This is a genomic window from Stackebrandtia sp. (genome assembly GCF_035643755.1).
Classification (GTDB): domain Bacteria; phylum Actinomycetota; class Actinomycetes; order Mycobacteriales; family Micromonosporaceae; genus Stackebrandtia.
Map to the genome: position 1 here is coordinate 1 of NZ_DASQPW010000186.1, position 18,233 is coordinate 18,233.

At 69.1% G+C, this 18,233-nt stretch carries 15 protein-coding genes and 1 pseudogene; 4 read left to right on the forward strand and 12 right to left on the reverse strand.

Annotation, left to right across the window (positions count from 1 at the left end):
• Positions 1-521: haloacid dehalogenase type II (locus tag VE172_RS13830; protein WP_324802505.1), on the forward strand; the 521-nt coding region annotated here is incomplete at its 5' end.
• A gap of 31 nt (positions 522-552) precedes the next feature.
• Here the strand turns inward: VE172_RS13830 and VE172_RS13835 are convergent.
• On the reverse strand, positions 553-1,518 hold the full coding sequence (locus VE172_RS13835; protein ID WP_414715101.1) for an aldo/keto reductase: 966 nt from the start codon (positions 1,516-1,518) through the stop codon (positions 553-555).
• Positions 1,519-1,830: 312 nt separating this feature from the next.
• On the opposite strand from VE172_RS13835, the gene VE172_RS13840 reads away from it, so the two are divergent.
• Complete coding sequence (locus VE172_RS13840) at positions 1,831-3,312, forward strand: alpha-amylase (protein WP_324802507.1); 1,482 nt, start codon at positions 1,831-1,833, stop codon at positions 3,310-3,312.
• Positions 3,313-3,315: 3 nt separating this feature from the next.
• Here VE172_RS13840 and VE172_RS13845 read toward each other — a convergent pair whose 3' ends face one another.
• The gene (locus tag VE172_RS13845) at positions 3,316-4,278 is read right to left on the reverse strand and encodes an FAD-dependent oxidoreductase (RefSeq protein WP_324802508.1); all 963 of its coding nucleotides are present in this window, start codon (positions 4,276-4,278) and stop codon (positions 3,316-3,318) included.
• A 120-nt stretch (positions 4,279-4,398) separates the two neighbouring features.
• Between VE172_RS13845 and VE172_RS13850 the strand changes: the two genes are divergently transcribed.
• Positions 4,399-5,343, forward strand: a complete 945-nt coding sequence (locus tag VE172_RS13850) for an SCO2521 family protein (RefSeq protein ID WP_324802509.1) — start codon at positions 4,399-4,401, stop codon at positions 5,341-5,343.
• Positions 5,344-5,551: 208 nt separating this feature from the next.
• On the opposite strand, the gene VE172_RS13855 is transcribed toward VE172_RS13850, so the two are convergent.
• A complete protein-coding gene (locus VE172_RS13855; RefSeq protein ID WP_324802510.1) occupies positions 5,552-5,833 on the reverse strand; it encodes a hypothetical protein in 282 nt (93 codons plus the stop codon).
• Here VE172_RS13855 and VE172_RS25715 point away from each other — a divergent pair.
• Positions 5,739-6,278 (forward strand): annotated as a pseudogene (locus tag VE172_RS25715) (DUF6879 family protein); the annotation flags it as partial. The gene VE172_RS13855 and the pseudogene VE172_RS25715 overlap by 95 nt on opposite strands.
• A 75-nt stretch (positions 6,279-6,353) precedes the next feature.
• On the opposite strand, the gene VE172_RS13865 reads toward VE172_RS25715, so the two are convergent.
• The 9 genes from VE172_RS13865 to VE172_RS13905 form a co-directional block, all read right to left on the reverse strand.
• A complete protein-coding gene (locus VE172_RS13865; RefSeq protein WP_324802512.1) occupies positions 6,354-7,331 on the reverse strand; it encodes an SCO2522 family protein in 978 nt (325 codons plus the stop codon).
• The gene (locus VE172_RS13870; protein WP_324802513.1) at positions 7,328-8,245 is read right to left on the reverse strand and encodes an SCO2523 family variant P-loop protein; all 918 of its coding nucleotides are present in this window, start codon (positions 8,243-8,245) and stop codon (positions 7,328-7,330) included. The genes VE172_RS13865 and VE172_RS13870 overlap by 4 nt, the downstream gene beginning before the upstream one ends.
• Complete coding sequence (locus VE172_RS13875; RefSeq protein WP_324802514.1) at positions 8,245-10,080, reverse strand: SCO2524 family protein; 1,836 nt, start codon at positions 10,078-10,080, stop codon at positions 8,245-8,247. Before VE172_RS13875 ends, VE172_RS13870 begins: the two co-directional genes overlap by 1 nt.
• Before the next feature lie 10 nt (positions 10,081-10,090).
• Positions 10,091-10,858 carry an SCO2525 family SAM-dependent methyltransferase gene (locus VE172_RS13880; protein ID WP_324802515.1) on the reverse strand — a complete coding sequence of 256 codons (768 nt, stop codon included), beginning with the start codon at positions 10,856-10,858 and terminating at the stop codon, positions 10,091-10,093.
• Between the two features lie 260 nt (positions 10,859-11,118).
• Positions 11,119-11,538, reverse strand: a complete 420-nt coding sequence (locus VE172_RS13885) for a DUF4233 domain-containing protein (RefSeq protein ID WP_324802516.1) — start codon at positions 11,536-11,538, stop codon at positions 11,119-11,121.
• Between the two features lie 14 nt (positions 11,539-11,552).
• A complete protein-coding gene (locus tag VE172_RS13890; protein ID WP_324802517.1) occupies positions 11,553-12,896 on the reverse strand; it encodes a bifunctional folylpolyglutamate synthase/dihydrofolate synthase in 1,344 nt (447 codons plus the stop codon).
• A 239-nt stretch (positions 12,897-13,135) separates the two neighbouring features.
• Positions 13,136-15,757, reverse strand: coding sequence for a valine--tRNA ligase (locus tag VE172_RS13895; protein WP_324802518.1), 2,622 nt, complete (start codon positions 15,755-15,757; stop codon positions 13,136-13,138).
• Between the two features lie 63 nt (positions 15,758-15,820).
• Positions 15,821-16,816: a YqeB family protein gene (locus VE172_RS13900; RefSeq protein ID WP_324802519.1), complete on the reverse strand. Its 996-nt coding sequence runs from the start codon at positions 16,814-16,816 to the stop codon at positions 15,821-15,823.
• 47 nt (positions 16,817-16,863) lie between these two features.
• Positions 16,864-18,228, reverse strand: coding sequence for a cystathionine beta-synthase (locus VE172_RS13905; RefSeq protein WP_324802520.1), 1,365 nt, complete (start codon positions 18,226-18,228; stop codon positions 16,864-16,866).
• Positions 18,229-18,233: the final 5 nt, after the last annotated feature.

Consider the following 18,233-nt stretch of genomic DNA (forward strand, 5'->3'; position numbering starts at 1 on the left):
AGACCAGGATGCTCAATGGCGAGCGGGCCTTCGCCGCCAGCGACACGGTGGACCGCGAGGCCGCCGAGCTGGTCGCCTCCCGTTGCGGCGTCACCGATCCCGCAGCGATCGCTCGGCTCGCCGCCGCCGAGCGCCGCCTGCGGCCCTGGGACGACACCGTCGACGGACTGGACGCCTTCGCGGGCCGCTGGCCGATCGCGGGGCTGTCGAACGCCAGCCGCGCGACGCTGGCGGCGCTCAACGCCCACGCGGGGCTGCGGTGGCACTTCGTGCTGTCGGCGCAGGACGCGGGCGCCTACAAGCCCGCCGCCGCGATCTACCGCCTGCCTACCGACCTGCTCGGGTACGCGCCCGAGCGGGTGCTGCTGGTCGCCGCGCACGCGTGGGACCTGCGGGGCGCCCAGGCCGTCGGGTTGCGCACGGCCTACGTCCCGCGCCTCCACGGCGACCCGCCCCGCGCGGACGACGCCTTCGACCACACCGCCGATTCGCTCGCGGAGCTGTTGCGCGCCATCGGTTGAGCGGGTCTCGGCGTCGATTCCGAGATGGGGCTCAGTACCGGGAACCGGTGACCTGGGCGGCGACGGCGTCCAGACGCTCCAGTTCGGACGCCCCCAGGGCGAGGTCGGCGGCGGCGATGTTCTGCTCGACGTACTTCACCCGCTTGGTACCCGGGATCGGGACCAGGTCCTCTCCCCGCGCGTGGACCCAGGCCAGGGCGACCTGGCCGGGCAGCGCGTCCTTCTCCTCGGCGACGGCGCGCACCACCTCGACGACGCGCAGGTTGGCGTCCATCGCCTCCCCCTGGAAGCGGGGCAGCTTGGCGCGCATGTCGCCGTCGGCGAAGGACGCGGTGCTGACCGAGCCGGTGAGGAAGCCGCGCCCCAACGGGGAGAAGGGAACCACGCCGATGCCGAGGCGGCGGGCGGTGGGCAGCACCGCGTCCTCGATGTCGCGGGTCCACAGTGAATATTCGCTCTGGATGGCGCTGATCGGGTGGGTGCGGTGGGCGCGTTCGAGTTGTTCGGCGGTGACCTCGGAGACGCCGAGGTAGCCGACCTTGCCGTCGGCCACCAGCTCGCCCATGGCGCCGATGGTGTCCTCGATCGGGACGTTCGGGTCGACGCGGTGCAGGTAGTACAGGTCGATGTGGTCGGTGCCCAGGCGCTTCAGCGACGCGTCGACGCTGGCGCGGACGTAGTCGGGGTCGGCGCGCAGCTCGAAGCCGATGTCGGGGGAAATGCCGACGATGCCGAACTTGGTGGCCAGCACCACGTCGTCGCGGCGGTTCCGCAGCGCGTAGCCCAGCAGCTTTTCGTTGGCGCCCACGCCGTACAGGCCGGTGGCCCCGTAGACGTTGGCGGTGTCCAGCATGGTCAGACCGAGGTCGAGGGCGCGCTCGATGGTGGCGATCGACTCCACGTCGTTGCCGACGCCGTAGGACTGGCTCATGCCCATGCAGCCCAGCCCCTGGGCGGAGACCCGCAGGCCCTGGCTTCCGAGACTCACCTGACGCAGACTCATTGTCGACTCCTCACGATGGTTTCAAACGCGCCCGACGCTACACCGAGTGTGCCAAGTTCTTGTGCCGGACTGAAAAATCTTGCGGGCCCGCCGCCGCGACCGCGCGCCCGTCGCCTGGCGAAACGACCATGCGTAGGCGGGCGATGTCACACCGCAACCGTCGGCTGCAAGATCCCGGCCGAACTGGACCAATGCCTCGATTCGCCCCCTTGACCGCATGGAGGCATGTCGATAGCGTGCCTGAAAACTCGCGCAAGAACTTGCGATACCGCCCCGGCGCCGGGATCGAACCCGAAGCGAGGAACCATGCGTACCAAGTACAAGGCCCTGGTGGCCGCCGCCGCGACCATGCTGGTCGCCGCCGGCACCACCGGCGTCGCCTACCCCGACACCACCGACAAGCCCCACGCCTCCGCGGCGATCGGCAACTCCGGGGCGGTGCTGCACCTGTTCCAGTGGCCGTGGAAGTCGGTGGCGGGCGAGTGCACCAACGTGTTGGGGCCGGCGAAGTTCCCGGCCATCGAGGTTTCGCCGCCCCAGGAGCACGTGGTGCTTCCCGACCAGGGCTATCCCTGGTGGCAGGACTACCAGCCCGTGAGCTACAAACTGGACAGTCGCCGGGGCTCGGCGGCCGACTTCGCCGACATGGTGAAGACCTGCGACGCCGCGGGCGTGGACGTCTACGTCGACGCCGTCATCAACCACATGGCCGGCGGCGCCTCCACCGGCAACGGCAGCGCGGGAAGCACCTACTCGCACTACGACTACCCCTCGGTCCCGTACGGCACCAACGACTTCCACCACTGCGGGCGCAACGGCAACGACGACATCGTCAACTGGACCGACCAGTGGGAGGTGCGCAACTGCGAGCTGGTGGACCTGGCCGACCTGGCCACCGACACCGACTACGTGCGCGGCAAGATCACCGACTACCTCAACGGTCTCATCGACCTGGGCGTCGACGGTTTCCGCGTCGACGCCGCCAAGCACATCGCCGTGGACGACCTGAGCGCGATCTACGGTGGGCTGCACGGCGACCCGAAGATCTTCCAGGAGGTCAGCGAGGGCGGCCAGGGCGAGGTGAGCCCGACCGACTACACGGGGCTCGGCCGCGTCACCGAGTTCCGCTACGGGGACGTGGTGGGCGACGCCTTCAAGAACGGTTCCCTGGATTCGTTGTCCAGCCTGGATTCGCGGATGCTGTTGAAGTCCTCCGACGCGATGTCCTTCATCGACAATCACGACACCCAGCGCAACGGGCGCGCCAAGCTCACCTACAAGGACGGCGCGCGGTACCAGATGGCCGAGGCGTTCGAGATGGCCCACCCGTACGGAACGCCGCACGTGTTGTCGGGCTTCACCTTCGACAACGCCGACGCGGGCCCGCCCGCCAACGCCGACGGCACCACCAAACCCGCCGTCGACGACAGTGGACAGTGCGCTGACGGCTGGGACTGCACCCACCGCAAGCGCACCGTGTTGAACATGGGCGCCTTTCGCACCACCGCGGGCGACGCGGCCCTGACCAACTGGTGGTCCAACGGCTCCAACCAGATCGCCTTCGGCCGCGGCGACAGGGCCTTCGCGGCGTTCAACGCCTCCGACTCCGACCTCACCACGACCTTCGCCACCGGCCTGCCCGCGGGCACCTACTGCGACGTGGCCAACGGCGATCCGTCCGACGGCGGCTGCTCGGGTCCGACGTACACGGTGGACTCCTCGGGCACCCTGTCGGCCACCGTTCCCGCGGGCGGGGTCATGGCCGTCCACGTCAACGCGATGACGTGAGGCTCAGCCGCGGCTCTGTTGGGCCAGGGTGAGCACGTCCATCGCGCAGCCCCACGACAGCGTGACGCCCGAGCCGCCGTGACCGTAGTTGTGGATCAGCCGCGGCTCGCGGCGGTCGCGCTCGACGCGGATCGTCTCGCGCTGGGGCCGCAGGCCCACGCGGCGTTCCCGCACCCGGGCGGAGGCCAGGCGGGGGTCGATCATGGCGCAGCGGTCGAGGAAACGCCGCTCCTGCACCAGGTCGTACTCCTCGTCGTCCACCTCGGACTGCGAGATGCCGCCCAGCACGACGGTGTCGCCGTGCGGGAAGATGCAGGTGATCTCGTCGTCGTCAACGTTGTCCTGGAAGAACTCGGTGATCCCGGGGTTGTCCACGATGGCCAGTTGGCCGCGGCAGGGAACCACCTTCTCGTCGCCGACCAGTTCGCGCGCGCCCAGCCCCGTGCAGTTCACCACGATGCTCGCCGCCCGCAGCGGCGTGGCCAGCGACGTCAGCGGCGAGATCTCCTCAAGGGAGCCCCCGCACGCGGTGAGCCGGGACGCCAGGTAATCCAGGTACGTCGGCATGTCGATCAGCGGGATCGTGTACCGCCAGGCCCCGGTGTATCCCCGCGGGATCTCCTCGGGGCGGCAGAGCCGAAACCCGGGAACCGCGCGCGCCCAGCCGGGGATCTGAGCCATGTTCTCGTACGCCTCGATGCCGCCGTTGAGATGCACGCCGCTGCCGTCCTCGCCGGCGAGCCGCACGAACGTCGTGCGGCTCGCGGCGCTCCAGCGCTCGATCTCGCTGTGCCCCGACATGAAGGGGCCCCAACTGGCGCCCGCCTTCGCCGATACCGTCCGGTGTGGAGATAGACTGGTCATGACCCTGACGTCGAAGCCCGCCTCGGCGAGTACCACCGCCGTGGTGAGCCCGGAAACTCCCGCGCCTATCACCAGCGCGTCGCTGCCCTGATGATCACCCATCGCGTCAGACTATAGACACGTGTTCGCCTTAACTGTCACTAATTTGACAGTGGTAAATATGTGGGGCGCATATGCTTTATGTTGCGGGGTTTGGATTCTCGCGAAGGGTGTGAGCATCTCATGGTCCTGGTTGGTGAGGTTCAAACCGGCCTTTTGCAGCACTCCCACGCCCTGGACAGCCACGATGTCACGCAGTTGCTCAGTCTGGCCGTCGGCGAGCGGGTGCGGCTTTCCGCGCGCCCCTTGGCCTACGCCCGTTCCCCCCGGTTTCTCGCCGGATTGGACTGTCAACTTCCCGGCACCGGCCGCGCGGTTCGTGTGGTAGGCACCGCGATCGGGCGCGCCACCGTCGTGGGTGGACACGTCGTGCAGGGCTCCACCTTCGCCGAGATCCGCCGCGGCACACACGGGCGCCGGCTGCCGTGGTCCTACTACATGGCCCGGCCCGGGGTGCTGGAGACCGTGCGCGCCGCCGACCTGTCGCGGCTGGACGAACGCGTCCTGGAGGGACCGGTCTCGCCGCAATCCCTCAACCTGGGAGCCGTGAGTGGCCGCACCGTGGATCTCATCCAGCGCAACGCAGCGCTGGATCGCAAGCCGCCGCTGCGCGGCATCCGCACCCGGCTGCGCTGGGCCGCGCACACTCCCGACGACTCCACCTTCGCCCCCGACGACTCCGCCGCGATCTCCCTGACCATCAAGGATTCCCCGCTGCGGGTTCTGCGGCTCACCACCCCGGTGACCTCGGCGTCCCGCATCGCCGCCCTGTGCGAGGACATCGCCGTCCACGACTGGCTCATCACCACCGTGCTCGGCGTGGTCTCCCGCGCCGGCATCGGCAGCCACACCCGCGCGGAGGTCATCGAGCGGCTGCAACCGGCCGTCGACCACCTCATCCCACTGTGGATGCCCGCCGCCCGCACCGATCGGCTCCTGACCGAACTGTGGCAGGCGCTGGAGGCCAACCCCGGCTTCGCCCGCCAATGGGACAACCTGGTGCAAAGGGTCCGCGACCAGTTCACGGTGGCGACGGTGACCATGTACGCCCCCACCTTCCGATTGTGAGACGAGCCGTGCCGCTTACCCCCTCGACCGAGCACCCCCACAACGCCATGGCCATGCTCCGCAAGATCGGCATCTCGCTCGTGCTGGGCACCCTCACGTTCTTCGTGACCGAGAAGGTGATCGGCGACAATGGAGCGATGTCGGCGATGACGTCGGTGTTCGTCGCGGGCGTGATCTTCATGGGCCAGTTCCTCTACGAGGTACAGGATCAGGTGGACGACCTCCAGGTCGCCCAGCAGCGCGAGCTGGTCGAGGTGGACGAGAAGATCAGCACCAATCTGGCCGAGGTGGACAAGCGCGTCAAGGAGAGCGTGGAGCGGCTCAAGACCACCGAGCTGTACCAGGCGACCGTGATGTCGGGAATCCTGAGCCAGGACGAGATGGCGCAGGCGAACATGCGCCGCGCCATCGCGCTGGGCAACGACGAGCCGGACCTGGCGACCCGCTTGGCGCGCAAGGAATTGACCCGCGCCGTGGAGTTCCTGGCCACCCTGGGTCGCGACGGCGACGTCACCTACCTCGGCGAGGACCGGGACTGGATCCTGGCGCTGGCGGAGAACACCCAGCGGTCGATCCGGGCCACCAGCCTGGCCACCGTGGACGTCGGCCTTGTGGACGGTGGCCTGTGGACCACCGACCTGGGGCTGCGTTACCTCCAGCTTCAGGAGGAGGCGATCGTCAAGCGCGGCGTCACCGTTCAGCGCATCTTCATCGCCGACGTCCCCAACAAGCGGATGGACGGCGCGGTCATGGACATCATCTCGCAGCAGCGCGCCATCGGCGTCGACGTCCGGGTGCTCGACCCCTCCAGCGCCCGCGGCGTGGATGCCAAGGGCGCCCACGACTTCATCATCTTCGACGACGAGCTGGTGTACGAGACCACCGCCGCGGCCCGGCCGTACGCGATGAAGCTGTCCACACGCGTCACGACGAAACCGGTGGCGCTGCAACAGCTCACCAACCTGTTCGACAACCTGTGGGCCCAGGCGACGCCGCCTCCGGACCGGGAATTATCCGCCCCGGACCCCCGCGGTGAACACGTACTCCAGCCGGTCGACGGCCTCGGGCGAATGCGGGAGGTTCTCGGCCTCGACGCGTTCGCGCAGCTGATCGGCGACCACGGGCTCGACGTTCACCTGGCCCAGCACGGTGCGCACCGCGTGCTCGACGTGCAGGAAGCGGCTGTCCATGATCGACATGGCGCGGTAGGCGCAGAAGGGGGCGGCGCGCTCCGACAGCCGCATCACCGGGGGCATCTCGTCCCAGCGGTCGGGCAGCGAGGGGAGGCGGCCCACCGGTTGGTGCATGGCGGTGCCGTTGTCGCGCAACAATCCCAGCCGCAGCAGCTGCCACACCGAGGCCAGGAACGCGCAGGACCAGAGGCGCTGGCCGTCGTCTTCGCTCCACAGTTGAATGTCGGCGAAGATGGAGTGGGCGTTGGCGGCGTTCTCCCGGGGCGGCTTCCAACCCGGTCGCACCGCCATCGCCGGGTTGCCGCCGGACGTCGACGGCGAGCGCTGCCCGTTGCTGAGCCAGCCCGACACCGTCATCGCCGGGCGCACCCCGTTGTCGCCCGGGGAGGGCTCGGCGACGATGCGCGACTCCATGAGCCGGGCGGGCTGGTGGCCGCTTCCGTTGGCGCAGGAGGACTCCCGGGCCAGGTAGTCGATGGTGAGGTCGGCGCGCTTGGCCAGGGCCTCGATCCGGGTGATCAGCTCCGACGGCCCGGCGATGTTGCCGAAGTAGTCGTCCACGAGGAAGCAGGTGCTGATGCGGGGACGCACCGGGCGCAGTGTCTCGGCGTGCAGTCGGCGCACCGCCTGCGACCAGGCGGCGATTCGCCGGAAGTACTCCACGAGCGCCTCGTCCGAGCGCTCGTAGTCCTCGCTGTACAGGTGACCCACCTCGATGGACAGGTGCGACAGCGGGACCGACTCCACGCGGGGGTGGGCGGTCTCCTCGGAGAACTCGGCGGGCTTGGGCGTCACAGCGGCACCCAGGCGTCTTCGGAGTCGATCCGGTCGGCCAGGCCCTCGAAGGCCCGAACCGTCGCGAGGTTGGCGATGCCCCGGTTGTGGGTGTCGGACTCGGTGATGATCTGCTCCCGCCACTGCAACACCGGGTCCAGCGGGACGATGCCGAGGGTGGTGGCCTGTCCGATGTGCTCGGCGCTGGCCAGCTTGTGGAGGTTGCTGTTGCACTCGTGCAGCCAGGCCACCTGCGGGGCCCGCAATCCCGACAGCTCATCGGACTCCGGGTCCACCACGGCGGTGCGCACGAAGCGGATCGACTCACGCAGCGCGCGCTCGTCGTGTCCGAGTTCCGCGCCGGTGTGCAGGATGCCGCGCTCGCCCTCCAGCAGTCCGGCGGCGGCGATGATGTGCTGCCGGGTCCAGCGGTGGTAGATCAGCCACCGGGAACGCACCTCGGCGAACTCGGGGCGGGCCAGCACGGTCAGCACGATCTCGGCGGCGTACGAGCGCCCGGCCGAGAGGTCCACAAGGGTGAGCGAGAACTGCTCCTCCAGGCGCAGCAACAGGTCCGCGCAGCGATCCACGATGTCCGGCGTGGCGGCGAACTCGCCGCCGCCCCGGTCGCCGGGGATCAGCACGAGCTCGCCCGCGCGGTCCGGGCGGCGCCGGATCGACTCGCGCTCCGACTTGTCCCAGATGTTGAGGCGGTCGGGTTCGGGGATGTGCCCCAGCAGGTATTCGTGCACCCCGCCCGCCTCGGTTCCCCTCGCCACGCCCTCGATCGCGAAGACCGCTCCGGCCGTCGGGGAGCCGAAGTCGAAGTCCACATAGCACGCGTTCTCTCCGCGCAGGGCGTAGCGGTAGACCATGTTGCAGCTGGTCACCGAGCGGCCGGTGCCTCCCTTGTCGGAGGTCGCGAAGACCAACATCACTCGCTCCAGCCGCGGTCCTGGCGGGCGGCGGCCAGGCGGTCCAGGTCCCGCAGGATGTCCAGCGTGATCGCCACGGCGCTGCCGGGGCGGCGGTCGATGATCTCCGCGGCCCGCAGCAGCCGGGCGTTCGACTGGCTCAATGTCTCCTGAATGGACGGTGCCACCCTGGCGCCGCCGCGCAGCAGCTCCTGGTCGTACAGCTGTTGCGCCTCGGTCAGCAGCTCCTCGGCGTGGGTGATGAGCGTGTCGCTGCGCAGCGGCTCGCCGGAGGCCAGGTCGCACGCGTAGACCAGCGCCTCCACCGAACGCAGGGTGATCTGCCAGGTCGGGTCCGGGCGGTCCCGCACCAGGGACTTGAAGATCGAGGATGGACGGTCCCACAGGGAACGGTAGGTGTCGCCGCCCATCTGGCGCGCCGACAGGTGATCCCAGATGGAGTCGGTGAGGTCGGCCATGTCGTTGCGCAGCTGGCTGTCCTGCAACTTGCGCGTCACGTCCACGACCCGCTTGAACAGCAGCGCCGCGTAGTCCAGCATCTTCCAGCCCAGCAGCTCGCTGCCGGTGGTCTCGATGCCCGACAGCTCGGTGTCCAGGCCGTCGGCGTGCACCGCGATCGCGTGGTCGTCGCCCTTCATGGGGCGCCGGGTGATGCGGCCCCGGTTTCCCAGCTCGCGCAGCACCTCTCCGAGCCGGCGGACGTCGCGGTCGGGGACGTTGCGGATACCCATCTCGCGCAGGGAGATCGAGGTGACCAGGAGGCTGAAGTAGTCCTCGGCCGCGCCGTCGGTGGTGCGCCAGGGCAGGTCCTCGATGGGCCACTGGCCCTCGGAATAACTGGCCAGGATGGACCAGTACCGCTGGGTGAGGTCCCACCGCAACTGGAGCGCCGCCGCCAGCCGCTGCTGGTCCTCGTCCAAAAGGGCCAGAAGCCGGGTGCGCTCGGTGAACAGGTCGGAGGCCATGTCCAGCACGACGACAGTGAAGTACAGGTACGGGGCGTCCAGGGCCACGCCGTCGCGCTGCGAGTGGGCGTCCTTGACGAACTCGATCTTCGGGGCTCCCTTGATGACGCCCCAGGACCAGCCGACCTCGTAGAGCCGGCTGGGGGCGTCCAGGTCGCCGGGGTCTCCGGACCCCAGCCGCAGGTCGCGCAGGCCGGCGGTGACGTCCCGCAGGTCGGAGCGCAGCTGGTCCTGCGCCCGGTTGACGGGCTGGCGCGACTGGTTGGCGGTCTCCAGCATGATCTGGCCCGGCACCGAGTCGTTGTCGAAGGTGAACACGGTGAAGCTGCGCAGCAGGCCGACCATGGAGGCGGTGAGCCGGTCGCTGGCCAGGCGCTCCAGGCGCAGGGTCTGGTTGATGAGCTCCTCGCGGCTGACGACGCTGCGGAACTCGCGGGCGAAGGTGAGCACCGACAGCGACAGCGACACCGACAGCGCGAAGCTCTCCACAATGTCCAGTTGCTCCACCTCGGGGTGGAGTCTGTCGCCCTCCATCCGGGTGAAGTGGCCGCCGCCGTTGAACAGCGGGATCTCGTCGACGCTGTGGAGCTCGTAGAACTCGGTGAGGATCTTGACCACGGCGCGGGGAAGCTCGACGGCGTCGCCCAGTCCGCGCAGGGCCTGCAGCACATCGGCGGCGGTCTCGTCGGGGCGGCTGAAACGCAGCGACTCGATCTCCATCACCGGCGTCATCAGGCACATGAGCTGCTGCGCGTTGACGACCGAGTCGGCCCTGCCGCCACTCGCCCACTGCCAAGATCCGTCGATATAGGACGATTTGATCAGCGAGCGCCACACGTCGAGCATTGCCTGCCGAGGCTGAATCTTCATAGCTCCGCCATTATTTTTCCGCTTCGTCGCCTGCGGCGACGGCGAAGCCGGTAGCGATCAGCATGCCGCCATATCCGTCCCGCAGCGGATTATTGGTGTTGAAGGTAACTTCCTGAATCTCCACATCGCGAGCGATGCCCTTCAAACACTGTGACACATGGGAAGCGTTGATCGCAACCGCGGGAAACCAGCGGTCGTCCACATAGTACCCGGCGGAGTCCTTCATGAACGCCGCGGCGAAGGGCGCGCCGTCCACCAGCGACCGGGCGAAACACGCCACGGCGTGGTCGAACTCGTCCATCTCCGGGGTGAGCGACTCGGCCACGAAGAACATCGTCCCGATGTCCCACTGGCGGCGCGGCAGCTCGAAGATGTTGCCCTGGCGCACCGTCCCGATCTCGGCGAGGCGGCGGCGCGGCTCCACGCCGTTGTACTCGGTGCGCTTCTCCAGCACCCGCCAGAACTTGTCCCAGGACGGGTCCAGGTCGCGCACCTGGGATTCGAGGTACTTCACATTGGACGCGGAGTACTCGTACAGCAGGAGGCTGGAGCAGAACGGCAGCATCGACAGCGTGGGGTAGAGGTTGGGCCCGGCCCCGACGTCGATGCCCTTCAGCGTTGCCCGCGGAAAGGCGTGGGAGGCGAAATGATCACGGACGATCTCGAGTATCTCGAGATCGTCCGATCGCAGATCCTGATAGTTGTGTTCCTGATAGGACTTTGAATTGAACTTGTCCCAATCGAAGTCCGCGTTCAGCGCTGCGGCTGTGCTCGACATCCTTCTCGACTCCCAGGTCAGCTATGGTCTCACAGGGCGGATGCGCCCCCGTCCCCCCTCATTCAAACGAGTAAATTCGGTCTGCGATACGGCTCTTTTCCCCAGAGTCGACCGCGGACCCGAGACGGCCTATCCGCAATCTGTCTATGCAGTTGTCGCATTTCGGACAGAGATGCCCGTCACGTCAAGTATTCCCCCCGCGGGCGCGGGTAGCAACCGTCGGGGATGGACACCAACCCCCTTGTGGGGGCCGAGAAATCTTACCTCTTTGGCGGGCGGGATAGCTTGCCTCGCACCGAAAGCGCGAAGAGCCAGGTCGCGCCGAAGATGACGCCGACCCCGAGCAGGGCCCAGTGAAAGAACAGACCCGACACCAGCACGGCGGTCTGGAGGCCGACTCCCGCCCACCAGGCCCAGTCGTGGCGACACATTCCCGCCAGGACGATCGCGGCCACCACCATGATCAGGACCAGGGTGATCGCCGCACCGAGATGCCGCACGCCCATCATGCGAAGCGGCACAATGGCAAGCAGCAGGACCAGGGCCTCGAGGCCGAGGATGATGCCGCCGAGCGCCGCGATCGCCCGCTTCGGGTCGCGCAGCCCCGACACCTCGGACTGGTCGTCGTCGGGAGCCTCGCCGGACGAGGGCCCGTCCTCGGGCCGAGCGGGAGCGTTCATCGTCACCGTCTTTCTCACCGCACCAACAGTTTTCGGGCATCCGCCACGAGATACACGGACCCCGTGACGAGGACTCCCCCGCCACCATAGGCGCCGTCGCCCTCCTCGGCCAGGTTCACCGCGGTCGCGATCGCCTCGGGCAGATCGGGTTCCACCCGAATCCGTTCGTCGTCGAAGACCTCGGCGGCCAGGCGGGCCAGCTCGGCGGCGGGCCGCGCCCGAGCGGTGTGGGACTGGGTGACCACGATCGTGTCCACCACGGGTTCCAGCAGCCGCAGCATGCCCGCGGCGTCCTTGTCGCCGAACATCCCGACGACGGCGATCAGCTTGACGAACGAGAACTCCTCGCCGAGGGACTCCATCGTGGCCTTCATGCCCGCGGGATTGTGGGCGGCGTCCAACAGGACGGTCGGCGCCGAGCGCACCTTCTCCAGCCTGCCCGGCGAGGTGACCTGGGCGAAGCCCTCCCCCACCACGTCGGCGTCCAGGGTCTTGGGCGTCCCCGCGCCCAGCAGCACCTCCACCGCCGACAGCGCCGCGGCGGCGTTGTGCGCCTGATGCTTGCCGTGCAAGGGAAGGAAGATGCCCTCGTAGACCGAGTCGCTGGGGGTGCGCACCGTGATCTGCTGCCCGCCCAGGGCCATGGCGCGATCCAGCACCTCGAACCGCCGCCCCTCGGCGACCAGCTTGGCCCCCACCTCGTGGCAGCGCTCCACCAACGGGATCATCGCCTCGGGGTCCTGTTCGGACGTCACCAGGGTCGCCCCGGGGTGGATGATCCCCGCCTTCATGGTGGCGATCTCGGTGAGGGTGTCGCCCAGCCACTGCGTGTGATCCAGGCCGATCGGGGTGATCACCACGACCTCGGCGCCCAGCACGTTGGTGGCGTCGGTCTGGCCGCCGAGGCCCACCTCGACCACGGCGACGTCCACGGGCGCGTCGGCGAAGCCCGCGAACGCCAGCGCGGTCGTCAGCTCGAAGTAGGTCAGGGGCTCGTCGAACTTGTCGTCCACCAGCGCGGCCAGCGGCGCGATCTCGCGGTACAGCTCGACGAAGCGCTCCTCGCTGACGGGCTCGCCGTCGATGGTCACCCGCTCGGTGACGCTGTCGAGGTGCGGGCTGGTGGTCCTGCCCGTGCGCAGGCCGTGCGACCGCAGCAGGGCCTCGACCATGCGGGTCGTGGACGTCTTGCCGTTGGTGCCCGTCAGGTGCACGGCCCGAAACGACTTCTGCGGGTCCCCCATCAGTTCCAGCAGCATCCGGATGCGGCCCATCTCGAAGTTCCACCGCGAGAATCCGCGCGCCTCCAGCGCCGCGGACACCGCCAGAAACTCGGCGTGCTGTTCGGCTGTGGTCAACGCGGCCTCCCCGTCGTCGGTGTCACGTACAGATCATGTACTTGCGCGCGAGCCACCCCGCGCCGGGGTTGGTGCGGGGTGGCTCGCGGTACACACGACAAGTCATCATCGGCTCCCTCCCGCGCGCCACACGTCGAGCACAACGGCGCTCAACCCGTAGCGGCGTTCCCCAACGGGGCCCCGCGGCGGGGACGCCGCTCCCGCGACAACTCGCTCGCGGGAGCGGGGCCGCGCGACCATCAGGCTGGCGGGAGGGACTCAAGCTGGGCCAGGACCCGGGCGATGTCGGACTCGGCGGCGGCCTTGCGCTCGCGGATCTTGTCGACCACCTCGGCGGGCGCCTTGGCCAGGAACGACTCGTTGCCGAGCTTGCGCTCGGTGCCGTCGAGCTCCTTGCGGGCGGCGGACAGGGCCTTGTCGAGGCGGGCGCGCTCGGCGCCGACGTCGATGGTGCCCCGGGTGTCGAGCTCGGCGGTCACCTGGTCGGTGACGGCCAGGCGCGCGGTCGCGGCGAAGTCGGCGGCGGGGGCGTCGAGGCGGGCCAGGGACCGCACCAGCGACTCGTGCTCGGCCAGGCCCGCGGCGTCCAGGCCGCTGAGGCGGGTCGCCACCCGCTGGCCGGGCTTGAGGCCCTGGTCAGAGCGGAAGCGGCGGATCTCGGTCACCAGGTTCTGCAGGGCCGCGACGGTGCGCTCGGCCCCGGTGTCGATCGCGGACGCCTCGGCCGTGGGCCACTCGGCGACCATGATCGAGTCGCCCGCGGCCTCGCCGCCCGTCAGCGCCAGCCACAGTTCCTCGGTGACGTACGGCGTCACGGGATGCAGCAGGCGCAGCAGCGAATCCAGCACGTGGCCCAGCACCCGCCGGGTGCCCGCGGCGGCCTCGCCGCCCGCGGCCAGCACGGGCTTGGCCAGCTCCAGGTACCAGTCGCAGACCTCGTCCCACGCGAAGTGGTAGATCGCGTCGGTCGCCTTGGCGAACTCGAAGGTGGCGTACTGCGCGTCCACCTCGGAGATGGTGCGCGACAATCGCGACAGGATCCAACGGTCGATGGTGGACAGTTCTGTCGGCAGTGGACCGTCCAGGGTGGCGCCCGACATCATCGCGAAGCGCGTGGCGTTCCACAGCTTGTTGCAGAAGTTGCGGGAACCGGCCACCCACTCCTCGTTGACCACCAGGTCCCCGCCGGGGGTGGAGCTGCGGGCCAGGAAGAACCGCAGCGCGTCGGAGCCGTAGACGTCCATCAGGTCGATCGGGTCGATCCCGTTGCCCGCCGACTTCGACATCTTCTTGCCGTTCTCGTCGCGGATCAGCCCGTGCAGCACCACATCGGCGAACGGCGGCTGCCCCGTGGCGTAGATGCCGAACATCATCATCCGGGTCACCCAGAAGAAGATGATGTCGTAGCCGGTGGACAGCACCGCGGTCGGATAGAACTTCTCCAGCGCCTCGGTCCGCTCGGGCCAGCCCAGTGTGGAGAACGGCCACAGCGCCGAGGAGAACCAGGTGTCCAGGACGTCGGGGTCCTGCGTGTACCCCTCGGGCGCGGTCTCGCCCGGGCCCACGCACACCGTGTCGCCGTCGGGGCCGTACCAGATCGGGATCCGGTGCCCCCACCACAGCTGGCGGGAGATGCACCAGTCCATCAGGTTGTCCACCCAACCGAAGTAGCGCTTCTCCTGCTCGGGCGGGTGGATCCGCACCTCGCCGCCGCGCACCGCGTCGCCGGCGGCCTTGGCCAGCGACTCCACCTTCACGAACCACTGCTTGGACAGCCGCGGCTCCACGGTGGTCTTGCACCGCTCGCAGTGGCCCACGGCGTGGACGTACGGCCGCTTCTCGGCCACGATCCGCCCCTCCGCGCGCAGCGCGGCCACAATGGCCGGTCGCGCCTCGAAGCGGTCCAGCCCCTGGAACGGGCCGTGCGCGGTGATCGTGGCGTGTTCGTCCATGATCAACAGCGACGGCAGGTCGTGGCGCTGGCCGATCTCGAAGTCGTTGGGGTCGTGGGCCGGGGTCACCTTCACCGCGCCGGTGCCGAACTCCGGATCGACGTGCTCGTCGGCGATGATCGGGATCCGCCGCCCGGTCAGCGGCAGCTCCACATCGGTGCCCACCATGTGGCGGTAGCGCTCGTCGTCGGGATGCACGGCCACGGCGGTGTCGCCGAGCATGGTCTCCGCCCGCGTCGTGGCGACCACAATGGAGTTGTCGCCCTCGCCGTAGCGGACGCTCACCAGCTCGCCGTCGTCGTCGGAGTGCTCCACCTCGATGTCGGACAGCGCGGTCATGCAGCGCGGGCACCAGTTGATGATGCGCTCGGCGCGGTAGATCAGGCCGTCGTCGTACAGCCGCTTGAAGATGGTCTGCACCGCCCGAGACAGGCCCTCGTCCATGGTGAACCGTTCCCGGTCCCAGTCCACGGCGTCGCCGAGGCGGCGCATCTGGCCGAGGATCTTGCCGCCGTACTCGCTCTTCCACTCCCACACGCGCTCCACAAAGGCCTCGCGGCCCAGGTCGTGGCGGGACAGGCCCTGCTCGGCCAGCTGCCGCTCCACCACGTTCTGGGTGGAGATGCCCGCGTGGTCCATGCCCGGCATCCACAGTGCCTCGTAGCCCCGCATCCGGGCCCGCCGCGTCAACGCGTCGATGATGGTGTGGTCCAGCGCGTGCCCCAGATGCAGCTGCCCCGTCACGTTCGGCGGCGGGATCACGATCGTGTAGGGGGGCTTGTCGCTGTCGTCCGAAGCGGCGAACCGGCCATCGGCTACCCACTGCGCGTAGCGCCGCGACTCGACGTCGGCGGGCGCGTACTGCGGAGGTAGCTGGGTACGGGCCTGGGTGTTCGCTTCGTTTGTCACCAGCACAGTTTACGAACCCGCCGGTGTGGCCGTCATCTCGGTTTCGGGTCTGGCGAGCCGCCCCTAACCGGCGGGCCATCCGTTGGCGATCAGGACGGCGCGCAGCTCCTCGGCGTGGCCCTGGTGGCCGACCGCCAGCACCCGGCGTCCGCCGCCGTGCATCACCAGGCGCTTGGCGCTCAACGTCACCAGGTCGACGGCCTCGCGTTGCGCCGTGACGGTGCGCGAGCCGTATTCGACGGCGAGGCGTTGCGGATTCACCAGGACGCGGACGCGCAGCTTCCTGACCACGGCCCAGGTGTAGACGATGATGGCGACGATCAACACCGGGGCGAACACGAACGGGTGCAGCCCGCCGAAGGTTCGATCGTTCGTGACGACGTCCATCGTGGTCATCCCGATGACCACGGCCAGCCACGCCACGGACATCGCGATATAGACGAGTCGGGCGTTCTTGGGCATCGCCGTCTTGCCCTCGCGCAACAGCAACGCGGTGTCGGGCGGCGTTGATGGCGTGGGCGCGGCCTCGCCGTCATACTCCCGCCTGACGTCTTGCGGCACCGCCTGGAACACCTCTCCCCTCCCCTCCTGCCAGGACCAGCCGTGCTCGATGCACGCCGCCCGAATATCGTCCATATCGAACAGACGGGCGTGCAGGGCGGTGATGCCCAGGTTGTCGGTGCCGATGCGGATCTGGCGCTTTTGATTGCGCCCCACCGCCCGCACCAGGTCGCCGTCGGCCTTGCGCCATTCGCGGCCGGTGCCGCGGCGCTGGACCAGGGTGATGCGGTCGGGCCCGATGACCAGGCGTTCGGGCAGCAATCGCCGCACCGATGCCTTCCGCATCCACAGGACAAGGGGGACGAATATCGCGCACATTCCCACGGGAATCAACAGGGAGGGCAGCACGGTTCCGAGCTGATCCGCGGGCGTGTTGAGCAGCGCGAAGACGATGATCGCCAGCCAGAACACGACGACGGCGCCCAGGAAGATCCAGGTCGCGGCCGACAGCGTCTGGCGCCGTGCCATCAGGACGGTGGGCTCGGGGGGCGCGCTCATGGCGAGAATCCTATGGGAACGACCCCCGAGACATCCACGTACGTCGATTACCGGGTGGTGACGTAGCTCAGCAGGTCCTGCCGCGTGACGATGCCGCGCGGCTTGCCGTCCACCAGCACCGTCGCGGCGTCGTTCTTGGCCAGCAGGTCCACGGCGCGTCCCACGGGCTCGCCGCCGCCGATCATCGGCAGCGCGGGTCCGGTGTGGCGCTCCACGGGGTCGTGCAGGTGGGCGGCGCCGGTGAACAGGGCGTCCAGGAGTTCGCGTTCGCCGACGGCGCCGGCGATCTCGCCGGTGACCACGGGCGGTTCGGCCTTGAGCACCGGCATCTGCGACACCCCGTACTCGCGCAGGATCGCGATGGCGTCGGCGACGGTGTCGGTGGGGTGGACGTGCACGAACTGGGGGATGTTGCTTCCCTTGCCCGCCAGCACCTCCGCCACGGTGGTGTCGGCCTCGCCCGCGGGCAGGAAGCCGTACTCGGTGAGCCAGTCGTCGTTGAAGATCTTGGACAGGTAACCGCGCCCGCCGTCGGGCAGCAGCACCACGATCACGTCGTCGGGTCCGCCGCGGCGCGCCACGTCGAGGGCGGCGGTCACGGCCATGCCGCAGGAGCCGCCGACCAGCAGCCCCTCCTCGCGGGCCAGGCGGCGGGTCATGGCGAAGGAGTCGGCGTCGGAGACCTCGACGATCTCGTCGCAGATGTCGCGGTCGTAGTTGGCCGGCCAGAAGTCCTCGCCGACGCCCTCGACCAGGTACGGGCGCCCGGTTCCGCCGGAGTAGACCGAGCCCTCGGGGTCGGCGCCGACCACGCGCACCGGACCCTGCTGCTTGAGATACCGGCCGGTGCCGGTGATAGTGCCGCCGGTGCCCACGCCCGCCACGAAGTGGGTGATGCGTCCCTCGGTCTGGTCCCACAGCTCGGGGCCGGTGGTCTCGAAATGCGAGCGGGGGTTGGCGGGATTGGAGTACTGGTCGGGCTTCCAGGCACCGGGGATCTCGGCGACCAGCCGGTCGGAGACGTTGTAATAGGAGCGCGGGTCCTCCGGGGCCACGGCGGTGGGGCACACCTCGACGCGGGCGCCGTACGCCTTCAGCACGTCGCGCTTGTCCTGCGAAACCTTGTCGGGGCATACGAAGACGCACTTGTAGCCCTTCTGCTGCGCCACCATGGCCAGGCCGACGCCGGTGTTGCCGCTGGTGGGTTCCACAATGGTCCCGCCGGGCTTCAGCAGGCCCGCCTCCTCGGCGTCGGCGATCATCCGCGAGGCGATGCGGTCCTTGACGCTGCCGCCGGGGTTGACGTACTCCAGCTTCACCAGCACCAGGGGTTGGAGCCCCTCGGTGACCTTGTTGAGCTTGACGAGCGGCGTGTTTCCGATCAGGTCGACGACCGAGTTGACGTAACGCATGGGAT